A 15,750-nucleotide genomic window follows, 5' to 3' on the forward strand; every position below is an offset into this window, starting at 1 on the left:
ACCGTCAGATCAGCGCCAATCCTACCAGCACCAGCACTTCGAGCAGTTCCAGCAGCGCCCCGGCAGTATCACCGGTAGTGCCGCCCAAACGACGGATCATCACCCTGCGCAACCAAACGAACCCCAGCGCTGCCAGGCCAAGCGCCCACCACCCCGAATAACCGGCCAACAGTACACAAACCAGGGCACTAAGCCCCAGCACCCACCAGCCTGCCTTGCGTGGCAGATGATCAGCCAGCGCCTGCCCCAAGCCACCTGCGCGCACATAGGGCGTAGTCAGGAATACTGCCAGCAAAGCACTGCGCCCGATCAAAGGGACAATCAGCAAGGCAGTACCGTTGCCCTGCTCAAGCAACGCCAGCAGCGCGCAAAACTTGAGCAACAACACCAGAATCAACACAACCACCGCAATCGGCCCGCTGCGCGGGTCTTTCATGATGGTCAGGGTGCGTTCGCGATCACCAAAACCGCCTAACCAGGCATCTGCACTGTCAGCCAGGCCGTCCAGGTGCAAACCGCCACTGAGCAACACCCAAAGGGTCAGCAACAAGGCGGCGTGCAACATCAACGGCGCATCGGACAGCAGCCCGCTAACGCCGTACAGCAGCAGGCCGAACAACAATCCCACCAGCGGGTAAAACAACAAAGAGCGCCCCAGTTCTTGAGGCTGGGGCATCCCGGGCAAGCGAATCGGCAAGCTGCTTAAAAACTGCAGGGCAATCCAGAACGGCAACATCACTCGCCAACCTCGAGCAACTGATCATCCGCACCGACCCGCAAACCAATGAGCGCGCCGTGGCCCACAGGCACTTGCAACAGATGCTCACGGGGCAAGCCACGAGCCCGGGCCAGCAACAGTTTCATTACCCCACCATGGCAAACCACCAGCAAACGCTCACCGGCGAACTGTTGCTGCAAACGGCTGACGGCAGCCAACACCCGCGCCGAAAACGCCAGCACTGGCTCACCCTCGGGCGGAGTAAAAGCATAGGGGTCAGCCCAGAACAAGCCCAGGGCCTGCTCGTCGGTTTCCATCAGCGCCGCAGCACTGCGCCCTTCCCACGCACCAAAATGCAGCTCTTGCAGATCTTTGTCGAAAGACACGGGAATATCGAGCTGCACGCTCAACTCCCGGGCAAACAATGCACAACGCTGCAACGGCGAGCTGACGATACGATCCCACGGCCCTTTGCCCTGGACCGCATCACGCATTTGCGTCCAGCCCAGAGCCGTCAAGGCGTCGTCCAGGCTGCCGCGCAAACCGCCTCCCAGCTCGGTTTCGCCATGACGCAGCAAATCCAGCTGTACGGTCATGCCGGGCGATCTGCCACTGCGGCTTGGGCAAACGTCGCCATCTGCCCGTGCAGGTCGCAGGCCAGACGCATCAACGGCACCGCCAGCGCAGCACCGCTGCCCTCGCCCAGGCGCAATCCCAGATCAAGCAATGGCTCGGCCTGCAGGCTCTCGAGCACATGACGATGGCCCTGCTCTGCCCCGCGGTGGCTGAACACCAGCCACTCACGACACTGTGGATTCAGGCGCACGGCGACCATGGCCGCAACGGTGCAGATAAAGCCATCGACCACCGCCACCAGACCCTCTTGAGCGCAGGCCACATAAGCACCGACCAGGGCTGCAATTTCAAAGCCACCCAGACGAAACAGGGTCTGCAGCGGATCATCGAGATGCCCCTCGTGAAACGCCAGCGCCCGCTCAATCACCCGTGCCTTGTGGCTCACTCCCGCCGCATCCAGGCCAGTACCCGGCCCGGTCAACAGCGAAGCCGGACAAGCGAGCAACGCACTGGCCACCGCACTCGCGGACGCCGTGTTGCCGATGCCCATTTCACCGCCAATAAACACTTCACTGCCTGCCGCCTGCGCCCGCAGCACGCTGTCGCGCCCGGCCTGCAGGGCTCTCAAACCCTGGCTGTCAGACATCGCCGGGGCCTGGACGAAATTGGCCGTACCCGCACCCAACTGCAGGTGCCGCACCCCGGCCAGCTCCAGCATCGGCGTGACCGTGCCCAGGTCCACGACATCCAGTTGCGCACCCAACTGACGGGCCAACACGCTGATCGCCGCGCCGCCGCTGACAAAGTTATGCAGCATTTGCCCGGTCACCGCCTGCGGATAAGCCGAGACACCCTCGGCAACCACGCCGTGATCGCCGGCAAAAATGCCGATCCAAAGTTGATCGACACGGGGCTTGAGCCGCCCTTGCAACCCGGCCAGTTGCACTGCCAGCGCCTCAAGTTGACCTAGCGAGCCCGCGGGTTTGGTCAGTTGTTGCTGATGCTCGCCCGCAGCAGCTTGCATGTCACGATCAACGGGTTTGCAGGGCTTCAGCCACCAGGGGGTGCTCATAGTGCAGTTCCTTTCAACGTCAGGGGCAGGCCAGCCACTGTCAACACGACTCGCTGACAGCGCTCGGCCAGGGCTTGATGCAACCAACCGGCTTCATCGACATAGCGGCGAGTCAATTCGCCCAGCGGTACGACACCCATTCCGGTTTCGTTGCTGACAAACAGGATTTCGCCCGGCAGCTCAGCCAGGCATTCCAGCAGCGCATCACGCTCGGCGTTCAGGCGCTGAAGGTCTTCAAGCATCAGCAGGTTGGTTAGCCATAGCGTCAGGCAATCAACCAGCAGGCAAGCATCGGCGCGCGCGTTGTCGCGCAGTACGCGGGCCAATTCGATCGGTTCTTCAATCAGCGCCCAATGTTCAGGGCGGCGTTCGCGATGATGACGCACGCGCTCATTCATCTCGCCGTCCAGCGGCTGGCTGGTGGCGATATAGGTAACAGCACAGCCAGACTCGGCCGCGAGCTTTTCAGCCAGACGGCTCTTGCCCGAACGGGCGCCACCCAAAATCAGTTGCAGCATGTCAATTAACCTCTGGAAATGCGGCAAGTCCACTGTGGCAGAGAGCCTGCTCGCGAAGTGGCATTGTTCGCGAGCAGGCTCGCTCCCACACGATTCAAATTCCGCACAGTTCGCGCAAGTACGCCGTATCCAGGTGGTTTTCCACCAGATCCGCCAGCCGCTCGATATCCCGCTCGCGCAGGGCGTGGTAGTCCACGGCCTGCACATCCTGCAAACCGGCCCAGCGCAACAACGCGCTGCAAGCGGCAGGGGATTCGAACAGGCCATGCAGGTAAGTACCGAGAATCTGCCTGTCCGCGCTTTGTGCACCCTCACGGCGTCCGTCATCCAGATGCACTGCCGGTTGCTCCAGAGCAGCCCCCGTCGTCACGCCCGCGTGGATTTCGTAACCCATGACCTCGGCGTTTTCCAGGGCCAGGTGCCCGCGCACATTGCGTAACTGTTTTTCGGCAGCCAGTTCGGTACTGAATGCCAGCAAGCCCAGCCCGGCACTGCTGCCCGCAGTGCCTTCAAGGCCCAGCGGGTCGTGCACCTGCTCACCAAGCATCTGCAAACCGCCGCAAATGCCCAGCAGCTTGCCGCCATAGCGCAAGTGACGGCTGATGACCGTGTCCCAGCCATTGGCGCGTAAATAGGCCAGATCACTGCGCACGCTTTTGGAACCGGGCAGGATGATCAGGTCGGCAGGCGGGATGGGCTGCCCCGGCCCGACAAACTGCAAGTCCACTTGCGGGTGCAGGCGTAGCGGGTCGAAGTCGGTGTGGTTGCTGATGCGCGGCAGCACCGGCACCACCACCTTGAGCACCTGGTCGGCCTTGTCGGTCTGGCGCTGGTCGATGCCGTCCTCGGCCTCAAGGTGCAAGTCCATCACATAGGGCAGCACACCGATCACCGGTTTGCCGGTGCGCTGTTCCAGCCAGTCGAGGCCGGGCTGGAGCAGCGCAATATCGCCGCGAAAGCGGTTGATGATAAAGCCCTTGACCCGCGCCTGCTCGGTGTCCGAGAGCAATTCCAGAGTACCGACCAGATGAGCAAACACGCCACCACGATTGATATCGGCGATCAGCACCACCGGGCAGTCCACCGCCTCGGCAAAGCCCATGTTGGCGATATCACCGGCCCGTAGATTGATCTCGGCCGGCGAACCGGCGCCTTCTACCATCACCACCGGGTACGCCGCACTCAAACGCTGGTGCGAGGCCAGAACGGCCTGCATGGCGATGGCCTTGTAATCGTGATACGCCACGGCATTCATGCTGGTGACAGCACGACCATGAATGATTACCTGGGCTCCGGTGTCGCTATTGGGCTTGAGCAGCACCGGGTTCATATCCGTGTGCGGTGCCAGCCCGGCTGCCTGCGCCTGTACTGCCTGGGCGCGACCGATTTCACCGCCTTCGGCCGTCACGGCACTGTTGAGCGCCATATTTTGTGGTTTGAACGGCACCACCGCCACGCCCTGACGGGTCAGCCAGCGGCACAGGGCCGTCACCAGGGTGCTTTTACCGGCATCGGACGTGGTGCCCTGCACCATCAACGTACTCATAAGGATTCCTTGGTGTACGCCGCCAGAGCCTGCTCCAGGCGCAGCCAGTCAGCTTCTTCGGCTGGCAGGCCAAAACGCACGCTGCTGTTGTGGGTAAACAGGCGCAGCAAAATGCCGCGGTGCGCCATAAACTCGTAAAGGCTATCGGCATGGGAGGTGATCAACCACTGGAACAGCGCACAGCCCCCTTGCGGCGGCAGATCATGCAAGCCCAACAGACGTTCCAGACGCCCGCTGGCCAGTTCGCTGCGTTCGCGCTGACGAGCTTGGGCCTCGGAGTCGAGCAGGCAGGCCTGGCCGACAATCCGCGTCGGGCCGCTGACCGCCCAGGGACCGACTTGCTCGGCCAGCAACTTGAGTAACTTGAGTTCAGCCAGCACAAAACCCAGCCGAACGCCCGCCAGGCCAAAAAACTTGCCGAAAGAGCGCAATACGATCAACCCGGTACGCTGGGTATGCGCGGCCAGGCTCAGTTGCGGCGTGTTGTCCATAAAGGCTTCGTCCACCACCAGCCAGCCGCCGCGCTGCATCAGCCGCGCATGCCACTCCAGCAGGCGTTCCGGGGTCAGACTCAAGCCCGTGGGATTGTTGGGGTTGACCACCACCAGCACATCCAGTGTGTCGATGTAGAAGTCGATTTCCTGCTCCATGATTTCCCGCACGATATGCCCGCTGCGCCGCCACGCATGGGCATGCTCGGCGTAACACGGCGACAGCACGCCAACCTTGCCGCTACGGCGCAAACGCGGCAGCAACTGAATGGCACACTGTGAACCCGGTACCGCCAGCACATGCGGCGCGCCGTAATAGGCGCAGGCCGCTTGCTCAAGGCCGTCATCGGCCTCAGGCAAGCGCGCCCAGGCACGTTCGGGCACCTGGGGGATAGCAAAGGGCCAGGGCGCCAGGCCGGTGGACAGGTCCAGCCAGTCCGCTTCGGCAATGCCGTAGTGCAACGCCGCCTTGCGCAAACGCCCACCGTGCTCAAGCATAGAATTCACTCCAGACACACAGGATCAGCAGCCACAGCCATACGCCACGCTGCACCAGTTGCCAGCCACGGCCGATCGACTCGGCGTCTGCCGGTGCACCTTCGCCCAATTGCGGGCGCTCATGCAGTTCGCCGTGATAAATCGCCGGGCCACCCAACTCAACACCCAGCGCTCCGGCACCAGCAGCCATGACCGGGCCGGCATTGGGGCTGTCCCATAGCGGTGCCTGCTTGCGCCAGCTCTTCAGGGCCAGTCGGGTTTTACCCAAAGCGGCATAGGTCAACGCAACCAACCTTGCAGGAATATAGTTAAGAACATCGTCGATCCGCGCCGCAGCCCAGCCAAAACGCTCAAAGCGTTCGTTGCGATAGCCCCACATGGCATCCAGGGTATTACTCAAACGATAGAGCACCACCCCTGGCGCACCCGCGACCACAAACCAGAAAATCGCGGCAAATACCGCATCGCTGCCGTTTTCCAGCACCGACTCGGTGGCGGCGCGGGCCACTTCGGTAGAATCCAGCTCACTGGTCTGACGGCTGACCAGATAACCCACCCGCGTGCGCGCCTCATCCAGGTTATTGGCGCGCAATGCCTCGGCTACTGGTTGTACGTGCTCACCGAGGCTGCGCATGCCCAGTGCGCAATACAGCGCCGCAATGTCCACCAGCCAGCCAATATAAGGCAGCCAGGACAGGGCCGTGGCCAGGATCGTCAGCGGCAGCACTGCCAGTACCCAGGCCGTAACACCATGACTGCGCCAGCCACGGCCGCCGGAATTGAAACGCTGCTCAATACGCTCGGCCATACGGCCAAAGGCAACCAGCGGATGCCAGCGTTTGGGCTCGCCGAGCAACGCATCCAGCGCCACCCCGGCAACGCACAGCAACGCCACACTCATGGACTCACTCCCCAATAATTCTCGTACACCAGTTCACTGAGCGGACGCGCTTGCGCCCACCCTTCCAGGACCAGCATCGGCGCTGGATAAAACGCCTCGACCGGGCCCAGGCACAGTACAGCGAGCGGCTTGGCCCCGGCAGGCAACCCCAGCAGATCAGCCAGTGCCTGCGGTTCGAACAATGACACCCAGCCCATGCCCAGCCCTTCGACCCGGGCCGCCAGCCACAGGTTTTGAATGGCACAGGACAAGGACGCCATGTCCATTTCCGGCAGCGTACGGCGACCAAAAATGTGCTTTTCGCGGTCATCCATCAACGCAGCCACCAGCACCTCGGCGCAATCGTTGATACCTTCGACCTTGAGCGTCATGAATTCATCGGAGCGCTGGCCCAGGGCATCCGCGGTGCGTACCCGCTCTTCTTCCACCAGACCCTGGATCTTGCCGCGCAGCTCGCGGTCAGTGATGCGGATAAACCGCCACGGCTGCATCAAGCCCACGCTCGGGGCTTGATGCGCCGCTTCCAGCAAACGCGACAACAACTCGGGTGCCACAGTGCCACCACTGAAGTGGCGCATATCACGACGCTCGGCGATGGCGCGGTACACGGCGGCGCGTTCTTGCGGGCTGAATGCGTTATCGCTCATGGCACCTTCACGGCACATGGCGCAAACAACGCGGCAATGGCCTGAGGATTGGACGGGAAGTAAAAGTGTACATAAGAAGCGGTCATTCGCCCTTCGCGATACACCGCTTCGGCGCCGCGCCCGCCATTGGGGCTCAGGCCGCGAGCAACAGGCTCAAGTTCGGTACTGGTCAGCGAGTGGTGGTAGGTGTGGCCGCGCAACAGCCCTTCAGGCATGTCCACAGCTTGCAGCGCCAGGGCAGCCAGGCGCTTTTGCATCGTCGCCTCCCCTGCCAGCAAGCCAACCAGTTCGGCGCGCTGGCCCTCGACATCGGTCAGGGCATCGAGCAGGTAAAGCATGCCACCGCACTCGGCCAGCAGCGGTTTACCGGCCCTGTGGTGTGCGCGAATCGCCGTGAGCATCGGCACGTTGCGCGACAGCTCAAGGTGATGCAGTTCAGGGTAACCACCGGGCAAATACAGGCTGTCTGCTTCAGGCAGCTGACTGTCACGGATCGGTGAGAAAAACAGCAGTTCGGCGCCCATATCACGTAATAACGCGAGGCTGGCGCCATAAGTGAAGGCAAAAGCTTCGTCGCGGGCCACGGCAATTCGCACACCTGCCAGCAGCAGCTCGACGGCCACCGGCTCAGGCGCAGCGAACTCAACCGGCGGTGGCAGCGCTACCTCACAGGTGCTGGCCAGGGCATTGGCAGCCGCATCCAGACGCGCATCCAGATCGTTCAGCTCACTGGCCTGCACCAAACCCAGATGACGACTGGGCAGCTCGATTCCGGTCTCGCGGGACAGCGCGCCGTACCAGCGCAAGCCTTCGGTCAGGCTGCCTTCGAGCAGCTGTGCATGTCGTACGGTGCCAACTCGATTGGCCAGCACCCCGGCAAACGGCAGATCCGGCTGATAGCGCGCCAAACCAAGGGCCAGCGCACCAAAGGTTTGGGCCATGGCAGTGCCATCAATCACCCCCAACACCGGCACGCCAAAATGCCGTGCCAGATCGGCGCTGGAAGGCGTGCCGTCAAACAGCCCCATCACACCTTCAATCAAAATCAGGTCCGCCTCACCGGCGGCTTCCCACAGCAGGCGACGGCTTTCCTCGGCGCCCACCATCCACAAATCCACCTGATACACCGGCGCACCGCTGGCGCGCTCCAGGATCATGGGGTCGAGAAAATCCGGGCCGCACTTGAATACCCGCACCTTGCGCCCCTGATTGCGATGCAACCGGGCCAAAGCCGCTGTAACCGTGGTCTTGCCCTGACCGGAAGCCGGCGCGGCGATCAGCACCGCCGGGCAATGACGTGACGCTCTCATACTTCAACACTCACAATTCGATGCCTTTCTGGGCTTTGATCCCGGCCTGGAAAGCGTGTTTGACCACCGCCATCTCAGTCACGGTATCAGCCAGATCAATCAATTCAGGTTTGGCGCCACGGCCGGTGACCAGCACATGCTGCATGGGCGGACGGGCTTGCAGGTCGGCGAGCACCTGTTCCAGATCGAGGTAGCCGTGCTTGAGCGCGATATTCAGCTCATCGAGCACCACCAGTCCAATGGACGGATCGCGCAGCATCTCGCGGGACACTTCCCACGCGGCTTCGGCGGCGGCGATATCGCGCTGGCGGTCCTGGGTTTCCCAGGTAAAGCCTTCACCCATCACGTGGTAGCGCACCTGCTCGGGAAAACGGCGGAAGAAAATCTCCTCACCGGTGCTGTTGCGACCCTTGATGAACTGCACCACGCCGCACTGCATGCCGTGGCCCATGGCGCGGGCCAGCATGCCAAACGCAGAACTGCTCTTGCCTTTGCCATTGCCGGTCAATACCAGCAGCAGTCCGCATTCATTGGGCGAGCTGGCAATGCGCTCGTCCATAACCGCTTTTTTGCGCAGCATGCGCGCCTGATGGCGTTCGTCGCGTTCGGGGGATTCATTCATGGCAACTCTCCGTTGGGTTCGATGATGCAAACGGGAGGCGGGGGAAATTAAAAAAACACACTGCATCGCCCGCCGCGAGAGTGGTGGATGGATCAGGCCGGTCTCCGGGCTCACAAGCGGGCGGCACCTGTAGGGTGCACCCTTGTCCACGCGCCTTCCCGTGCAAAAAACACAGTGGCACTGAGCGTGGCTTTGACTCGTTTACCGTTGCGGGGGCAGCGCCGGGATCGTGGCGGTTGTGTAGGTCCAACACGCCCTCACCGGCTTCCCTGTTTCACTCTGTCGACCCGTGGCCACAGAGCACCTGAAACAAGCCGCGAAGGTTAGAGGGTTGGGGGTGGAGCGTCAATTAAAGCCGGCGCCTAAAGGCTTTATCCGGCGCCCGGGCTGAACCTTTAAACAGCTACGCTTCTCTACTACCAGACAAGATCTTATGGAGAACCACATGCTCAAGCGCCAGCACGCCGTTGTTATTGTTCTTGCCGCAGGATTGGTCGCTTGCGGCGAAAGCTCGACCCTGCAAGTCAGTGAGGGAACCGGCCCATCACCCAAGCTTCCCGAACCCAATAAAACCCTGATTCCAACGGTCAATATCGCCCCCGCCATCGGCTGGCCCGATAATGCCACCCCAGTGGCTGCCCACGGCTTGCACGTCGCCGCTTTCGCCCAGAACCTCGACCACCCGCGCTGGCTCTATGTACTGCCCAACGGCGACGTGCTGGTGGCCGAATCCAATTCGCCGCCCAAGCCGGATGACAGCAAGGGCATCAAGGGCTGGATCGCAGACAAGGTCATGTCCCGCGCCGGGGCCGGAGTGCCAAGTGCAAACCGGATTACCCTGTTGCGCGACGCGGACCACGATGGCGTCGCCGAAACCCGCACCGTGTTTATCGAGAACCTGAACTCTCCCTTTGGCATGACGCTGGTGGGTAACGATCTGTATGTGGCAGATGCCGACAAGCTGTTGCGCTTCCCCTATCAAGCCGGTGAAAACAGCATCAGCGCCAAACCGGTCAAGGTGGTGGACTTACCCGGCGGGCCTCTGAACCACCATTGGACCAAAAACGTGATCGCCAGCAAGGACGGCACCAAGTTATATGTGACCGTCGGATCCAACAGCAATGTGGGCGAAAATGGCATGGACAAGGAGCAAGGTCGTGCCGCGATCTGGGAAGTCGACCCGGCCACCGGCAGCCACCGCATTTTTGCGTCGGGCCTGCGCAACCCTAATGGCATGGACTGGGAGCCCACCTCCGGCAAGCTCTGGACAGCAGTTAATGAGCGTGACGAAATCGGCAGTGACCTGGTGCCCGACTACATCACATCAGTCCAGGATGGCGGCTTCTATGGCTGGCCCTACAGCTACTACGGCCAGCATGTGGATGTGCGGGTCAACCCGCAAAACCCTGAACTGGTGGCCAAGGCCATTGCCCCGGATTACGCCGTTGGGCCACACACGGCGTCTTTGGGGCTGACGTTTGCCGAAGGCAGCCATTTACCCGGCTTTACCCAGGGTGCCTTTATCGGCCAGCACGGCTCCTGGAACCGCAAACCCCACAGTGGTTACAAAGTGATTTTCGTGCCTTTTGCCGGCGGCAAACCGGAGGGCATGCCGATCGATGTGCTGACCGGCTTTCTTAACGCCGACGAAAAAGCCATGGGCCGGCCAGTGGGCGTGGTGATCGACAAGCAAGGGGACTTGTTGGTGGCCGATGATGTAGGCAACAAGGTTTGGCGGGTGTCGGGAAAATAGGCTTTCTAATCAAGAGCCGCCCTCACCCTAGCCCTCCCCCGGAGGGAGAGGGGACTGAATGGGGTTTGCTTCAGATATTTGGCAGCCTGGAAACCTTGCGCTGAATCCAGATTCAACTCGGTCAAGCTCCCTCTCCCTTCGGGAGAGGGTTGGGGTGAGGGGCTTTAGGGCAAACGTGCCAAATGCTGCTCGGTCGGCAACACGCGCTTGGCATTCAGATAAGCCTTCTGCCAGTAGGCCTTGTTCAGGCTGTCCAGCTTGACCGTACCGCCCGTGGCCGGCGCATGGACAAAGCGCCCTTCGCCTACGTAGATCCCGGCGTGACTGACCTGGGAGCCACCATTGGTTGCAAAGAACAGCAGGTCACCGGTTTGCAGCTTGTCCTGGCCGATGCTCTGCGCACGCATCACGATCATCTCGCGCGTGGTGCGCGGCAACGAAATACCCGCGGCGTCGTTGTATACGTACTTGATCAGGCCACTGCAATCAAACCCCGAATCCGGGGTATTGCCGCCCCAGCGATAAGGCGTGCCTACCAGGCCAAGGGCGCGAAAAAGCACGTCTGCGGCAACCGGGGAGGTTTCTTCGGGGTGAGTGATAAACACAACCGGCTTTTGTGCCACGGGGGCTGGCGGGGTGCGGCTGGCGCAGGCACTGAGCAGTGCTGCTAAAGTGAGGAGAGCAACGCGGGCCATGATCGACATAAACAGAATGTTCCTGATTCTGGATACGGCAACTCAGGCCGCGAACCCCAAAGCCGCGAGAGGGGGCACCTTCGCGGCTTCAGAAATTTAACATTGCGACTTAATTCTAGCTCTTAGCTGCAGAACTTCAAGTAACACATTAACTTTACTTGCGGGCTACGACGCTCGCAGGGGCCATCGCCAGGGCGCGCTTGGCCTCAATAAAGGTCTTGCTCCAGTAGCTGTCACCCAGGTTATCAATCCGTACACCACCGCTGCGGCGGCTGCTGGAGTGAATAAACTGGTCATCACCCAGGTAAATCCCGGCATGGCTCACACGGCCACGACCATTGGTGCTGAAGAACAGCAAATCACCCGGTTTCAAATTATTCCGTGCGACCAGCGGTGCTTTTACGTTGATCATTTCGCGGGTTGAGCGCGGCAATTGCATGCCCGCCTCTTCCTTGAACAGATAACCGATAAAGCCGCTGCAATCGAAGCCTGCCTCGGAGGTGCCACCAAAACGGTAACGGGTACCGATCAAGGACATACCGCGCTCTAGAATGCTGTCAGCCAGAGCTGGCAATTCATAAGGCTTGCTGTTGGCAGAAAACTCAGCCAGTTCTTTTTCGGTTGCCAGTTCTTCCTGATAAAGAGCGGAAGTTTGCGAGACCGAAGATGACTTTTGAACCTGAGCCTGGACGACTTGCTGCGACACTGGCGTGTGAGCAGCACAACCAAACAACAGGGTAACGAGTGCGAGGGGCACGAGGGGTGCGAAGCGCTTTAGCATGGGCACGACCGTGGCTTATTAGAAAAAGTAGCCGCGACTATGCCTTCTATGATCCTCATTTGCAAATTCAATCGATCTAAATGTGACTTGATGGTTTCGTCGTGACATCTAAGGCTTTACACCCCTGACGACAGATTTTGCGCCCACAGCCCTTTGGCCGCGCAGGATTTTTGGCGCCTGGAAACTGTCAAAACCGGCTACAACCCTTATGTTTGAAGGGCTGAGCTACCAGCCAAGGGTTTCTTTCAGGAAGGGAATGGTCAGCTTGCGCTGCGCCTGCAAGGACGCTTGATCGAGCCGCTCGAGCAAATCAAACAAGGCACTCATGCTGCGGGTACCGCGCGTGAGAATGAAATGCCCGACTTCGTCAGTCAGGTGCAGGCCACGGCGTGAAGCACGCAACTGCAAAGCCCGCAGCTTGTCCTCATCGGACAGGGGGCGCATCTGGAAAACCAGCGCCATGGTCAGGCGGGACTTGAGGTCTGCCAGTTTGATCGGCAATTCTCGAGGCGAGGTGGAGGCTGCAATCAACAGGCGCCGGCCGCTGTCACGCAGCCGGTTGAACAGATGGAACAGCGCCTCTTCCCAATCAGCACGCCCGGCCACCGCCTGCAGGTCATCCAGGCAAACCAGCTCGTACTGCTCAAGGTTATCGAGGATTTCTATGCCGCGATCCAGCAACTCGGCCAGCGGCAGGTAAACCGCCGGTTCGCCCATCTGCTCAAAGCGCAGGCAAGCGGCCTGCAGCAGGTGCGTACGCCCTACGCCATGTTTGCCCCACAGGTAAATCAGGCTTTCTGTCCAGCCGGCGTCGGCTTCGCACAGACGTTCGACATAGCCGAGTGCAGCGGCATTGGCGCCTGGATAGTAGTTTATGAAGGTAGCGTCATCACGCAGACGCACACCTAGGGGCAGCTGAATCGGTTTCATGCTGACTGAACAGTTCAAGCGAACCGTTAGTGGCCTCTGTGTAAGGTTTGAAAAGTTTATACCCGTGTCGCCGGGCACACAATGTAACAGACCACGAGCAAAATCAAAGGTTTGCGTTAAGGTCTTGGATTGATTGGGCTTTTTCTGGCGCCTGCGAGCCGCCTCGAACGCACAAAGAAGGCCGGGCCGCCTCGCGACAACCCCGCCGCTTCACAACCCACCCTCTACAACTGCGGATCCTCACTGCCTTTATAGACCTGGGAATCCTTATACAAATCCTGCACATGGCGCACCAGCACCATGATCACGGCCGCTACCGGCAAGGCCAGCAATACACCGGTAAAACCGAACAGCTCACCGCCAGCCAGAATCGCAAAGATCACCGCCACCGGGTGCATACCGATTTTGTCACCCACCAGCAGCGGGGTAAGCACGGTGCCCTCCAGGGCTTGGCCGATCATAAACACCGCCACGATGCCGAGCATCGGGTACAGATCCCCGCCAAACTGGAATAACCCGGCAACCAACGCCGCACCGATGCCGACAATAAAGCCCATATACGGCACGATGGCCGCTATACCCGCCATCAAGCCGATCAACAACCCCAGCTCGAGGCCGACCAGCATCAGGCCCGCCGAGTAGATCACCCCCAGCGCCAGCATCACCAGCAACTGACCGCGCACAAACGCGCCGAGCACGTCGTGGCACTCTTTGGCCAGTGACACGATCTGATCTGCCCGAGCCCGCGGCAACAGACCGCGAATCTTGGCCATCATGATGTTCCAATCACGCAACAGGTAGAACGCCACCACCGGAATCAACACCAGATTGGCCAAAAAGCCGATCAGCGCCAGACTGGAAGCCGTGGCCTTGGACAGGACGATTCCGACAATGTCAGTCGCCTGCCCCATATGCTCGGTGATCGCCGCCTTGATCTTGTCGAACTTCCAGAAACTGTCACTCAAGCCGAACTTGGCTTGCACCCACGGCATTGCCGTGTGCTGCAGCCAGTCGAGGATCTGCGGTGCCAACTGATAGAGCTTCAACAGTTGCTTGGCCAGCAGCGGCACCAGTACCAGCAGCAATGTCATCAAAATGACAGTGAACACGGTAAAGACCGCAACCACACCCCAGGTTCTTGAAAGTCCGAACCTTTCCAGTCGATCGACCACCGGGTCGAACATATAGGCCAGGACGATGGCGACCAGAAAAGGCGTGAGTATCGGATGCAGGAAATACACGAACAGGGCGAATCCCAACGCCACGCCCCACCACACCCACCGTCGCGAATCAGCCATGAGCCACCCCATCCTTATATAAAGAAGACATCAACCTACCAGCGAAACCGCAACTGCGCCGCAGGGCCTGAGGCAACACTTGACGCCTGCCCCCCATCAGCCGCAACAGGCACTTGCCCCGCCGGTACTTCCTGCAACTGCGCCAGCCCCAATTGCGAACGCAACTGCTCGGCGCTGCCGTTTACCAGGTACACAACACGATCACCGTCAACGCTCTTGAGTTGCGCACCAAAAGGCTCAAGCAAATGCCCCAGCTGCGCATAACGCTGCAACGTCATGCCTTGCACTTCGAGCAACTGCTCGGAAGAAACCCCGGGCTTGACCGCATAGCGCGGCGCCAGACGCTGGCTGACCGCAAGCATCACGGCATCGGCCAGCGCTGCCTGATCAGGAGCCTGAGCGCTGCCCTGCTCCTGCTGATCACCTACCCACAAACGCCATTTGGCGCTCCACTGCCCGTCATCTTCACGAGCATGCACCGCCAGCAATGCGTCCGCACCATAACGCTCGGAAGCGTCTTTTAAAGGCGCAGGATTGCTGCCCTCAAGATTTTCAGCCGTACCCACAAGCTGTTCACTCAAATCCGCCAACGGCAAGCGCAATGGCAAACCCCGATGCTGCGCGGCACGACGCAACGGCTCGGCCACTGACTGACCGTCCCCCACCAGGCTCGAACCTTCGACCGAGTCATTCAGCCACCAGCCCAGCAGCGCAGGGCGATTACTGCCCCACAGCGACAGCCCGGCCTGATGCAACGCACGATCGGTACTCACCGGATCGAAGTCCACTTGCAGGCTTTGCGGCGGGCCGGCGTCATAGCCGTAGCGACTGATGATTTGCTGCGGATCTTTGCGAATCGCCTCCAGCGCCGGACTCTTAATCGCCGCGGCATCTCCGGTCAGACGCAACACCAGGGTTTCCAGGGCCTTTTGCGTAGCCTGGGTGCGCTCATCAGGTGACTGGGTGGTGACTGGCTCGAGCACCTGATAAAGACCGGTGAGGATTTCGGCATGACTGGCCAGGCTGAAAAAAGACAGACAGCCCACGGCTAAAAATTGGCTAAAACGCATGAAAGATTCCCGATGACAAAAAGCAGCCTATTAAGGACGCCATAAAAACACTCGAACAGACTTCTGACACGGCCACGGCCAAATCATTCACGCCCGTTTCGCGTTTTCACGCGGTCACACAACCTCTCTATACCTTATACAGGCCTGTGCGCAGACCCAAGTACGACTAAAAAAGGTTTTTTTCGCCAGATATAACCCTGCCTGTCGGCCCGAGGATGGCCGCTGCCCTTCAAGCCTGATAAAATCGCGCGCCTTCGCAGACCGCCAACAGCCGGGCACCCTGCAAATGCTCTGGTGCAATCCTTGAGCACTTGCAAGCCTGCC

The 15,750-nt window shown here is 60.5% G+C and carries 16 protein-coding genes and 1 riboswitch; of the genes, 1 reads left to right on the forward strand and 15 read right to left on the reverse strand.

The window, feature by feature from the left end; translation table 11 throughout:
• Window positions 1-4 precede the first annotated feature (4 nt).
• The 10 genes from EQV96_RS10345 to cobO all read right to left on the reverse strand — a co-directional run bounded on the left by EQV96_RS10345 (window position 5) and on the right by cobO (window position 8,899).
• A complete protein-coding gene (locus EQV96_RS10345) occupies window positions 5-736 on the reverse strand; it encodes an adenosylcobinamide-GDP ribazoletransferase (protein ID WP_240881987.1) in 732 nt (243 codons plus the stop codon).
• Window positions 736-1,314: an alpha-ribazole phosphatase family protein gene (gene cobC, locus EQV96_RS10350; RefSeq protein WP_095019430.1), complete on the reverse strand. Its 579-nt coding sequence runs from the start codon at window positions 1,312-1,314 to the stop codon at window positions 736-738. Before cobC ends, EQV96_RS10345 begins: the two co-directional genes overlap by 1 nt.
• Window positions 1,311-2,366, reverse strand: a complete 1,056-nt coding sequence (gene cobT, locus EQV96_RS10355; protein ID WP_240881988.1) for a nicotinate-nucleotide--dimethylbenzimidazole phosphoribosyltransferase — start codon at window positions 2,364-2,366, stop codon at window positions 1,311-1,313. Before cobT ends, cobC begins: the two co-directional genes overlap by 4 nt.
• The gene (gene cobU / locus EQV96_RS10360) at window positions 2,363-2,884 is read right to left on the reverse strand and encodes a bifunctional adenosylcobinamide kinase/adenosylcobinamide-phosphate guanylyltransferase (protein WP_095024311.1); all 522 of its coding nucleotides are present in this window, start codon (window positions 2,882-2,884) and stop codon (window positions 2,363-2,365) included. The genes cobT and cobU overlap by 4 nt, the downstream gene beginning before the upstream one ends.
• A gap of 94 nt (window positions 2,885-2,978) precedes the next feature.
• Window positions 2,979-4,430, reverse strand: coding sequence for a cobyric acid synthase (locus tag EQV96_RS10365; RefSeq protein WP_240881989.1), 1,452 nt, complete (start codon window positions 4,428-4,430; stop codon window positions 2,979-2,981).
• Window positions 4,427-5,419, reverse strand: coding sequence for a threonine-phosphate decarboxylase CobD (cobD, locus tag EQV96_RS10370; protein ID WP_095003087.1), 993 nt, complete (start codon window positions 5,417-5,419; stop codon window positions 4,427-4,429). Before cobD ends, EQV96_RS10365 begins: the two co-directional genes overlap by 4 nt.
• Window positions 5,412-6,320, reverse strand: coding sequence for an adenosylcobinamide-phosphate synthase CbiB (cbiB, locus tag EQV96_RS10375; RefSeq protein WP_095019427.1), 909 nt, complete (start codon window positions 6,318-6,320; stop codon window positions 5,412-5,414). Before cbiB ends, cobD begins: the two co-directional genes overlap by 8 nt.
• Window positions 6,317-6,967 (reverse strand): 5,6-dimethylbenzimidazole synthase, encoded by a 651-nt coding sequence (bluB, locus tag EQV96_RS10380; protein ID WP_095003085.1) that lies wholly within the window; start codon window positions 6,965-6,967, stop codon window positions 6,317-6,319. The genes cbiB and bluB overlap by 4 nt, the downstream gene beginning before the upstream one ends.
• Window positions 6,964-8,277 carry a cobyrinate a,c-diamide synthase gene (locus EQV96_RS10385; RefSeq protein ID WP_240881990.1) on the reverse strand — a complete coding sequence of 438 codons (1,314 nt, stop codon included), beginning with the start codon at window positions 8,275-8,277 and terminating at the stop codon, window positions 6,964-6,966. Before EQV96_RS10385 ends, bluB begins: the two co-directional genes overlap by 4 nt.
• Window positions 8,278-8,287: 10 nt before the next feature.
• Complete coding sequence (gene cobO / locus EQV96_RS10390) at window positions 8,288-8,899, reverse strand: cob(I)yrinic acid a,c-diamide adenosyltransferase (RefSeq protein WP_095003083.1); 612 nt, start codon at window positions 8,897-8,899, stop codon at window positions 8,288-8,290.
• A 77-nt stretch (window positions 8,900-8,976) separates the two neighbouring features.
• A riboswitch (cobalamin riboswitch) is annotated at window positions 8,977-9,222 on the reverse strand.
• A gap of 122 nt (window positions 9,223-9,344) precedes the next feature.
• Here cobO and EQV96_RS10395 point away from each other — a divergent pair.
• On the forward strand, window positions 9,345-10,652 hold the full coding sequence (locus EQV96_RS10395) for a sorbosone dehydrogenase family protein (RefSeq protein WP_095003082.1): 1,308 nt from the start codon (window positions 9,345-9,347) through the stop codon (window positions 10,650-10,652).
• A 164-nt stretch (window positions 10,653-10,816) separates the two neighbouring features.
• Here the strand turns inward: EQV96_RS10395 and EQV96_RS10400 are convergent, their stop codons facing one another.
• The 5 genes from EQV96_RS10400 to EQV96_RS10420 all read right to left on the reverse strand — a co-directional run bounded on the left by EQV96_RS10400 (window position 10,817) and on the right by EQV96_RS10420 (window position 15,426).
• Window positions 10,817-11,356: a C40 family peptidase gene (locus tag EQV96_RS10400; RefSeq protein ID WP_095003081.1), complete on the reverse strand. Its 540-nt coding sequence runs from the start codon at window positions 11,354-11,356 to the stop codon at window positions 10,817-10,819.
• 145 nt (window positions 11,357-11,501) lie between these two features.
• Window positions 11,502-12,128, reverse strand: coding sequence for an NlpC/P60 family protein (locus EQV96_RS10405; protein ID WP_095003080.1), 627 nt, complete (start codon window positions 12,126-12,128; stop codon window positions 11,502-11,504).
• A gap of 225 nt (window positions 12,129-12,353) precedes the next feature.
• Entirely contained in the window at window positions 12,354-13,058 is a 705-nt protein-coding gene (gene hda / locus EQV96_RS10410; protein WP_016779862.1) for a DnaA regulatory inactivator Hda, read from the reverse strand.
• 224 nt (window positions 13,059-13,282) lie between these two features.
• A complete protein-coding gene (locus EQV96_RS10415) occupies window positions 13,283-14,356 on the reverse strand; it encodes an AI-2E family transporter (protein WP_095003079.1) in 1,074 nt (357 codons plus the stop codon).
• A gap of 35 nt (window positions 14,357-14,391) precedes the next feature.
• The gene (locus EQV96_RS10420; protein ID WP_095003078.1) at window positions 14,392-15,426 is read right to left on the reverse strand and encodes a DUF2066 domain-containing protein; all 1,035 of its coding nucleotides are present in this window, start codon (window positions 15,424-15,426) and stop codon (window positions 14,392-14,394) included.
• Window positions 15,427-15,750 lie beyond the last annotated feature (324 nt).

The organism is Pseudomonas sp. TMW22080 (assembly GCF_022496745.1).
In the GTDB taxonomy this organism is placed as follows: Bacteria; Pseudomonadota; Gammaproteobacteria; order Pseudomonadales; family Pseudomonadaceae; genus Aquipseudomonas; species Aquipseudomonas bubulae.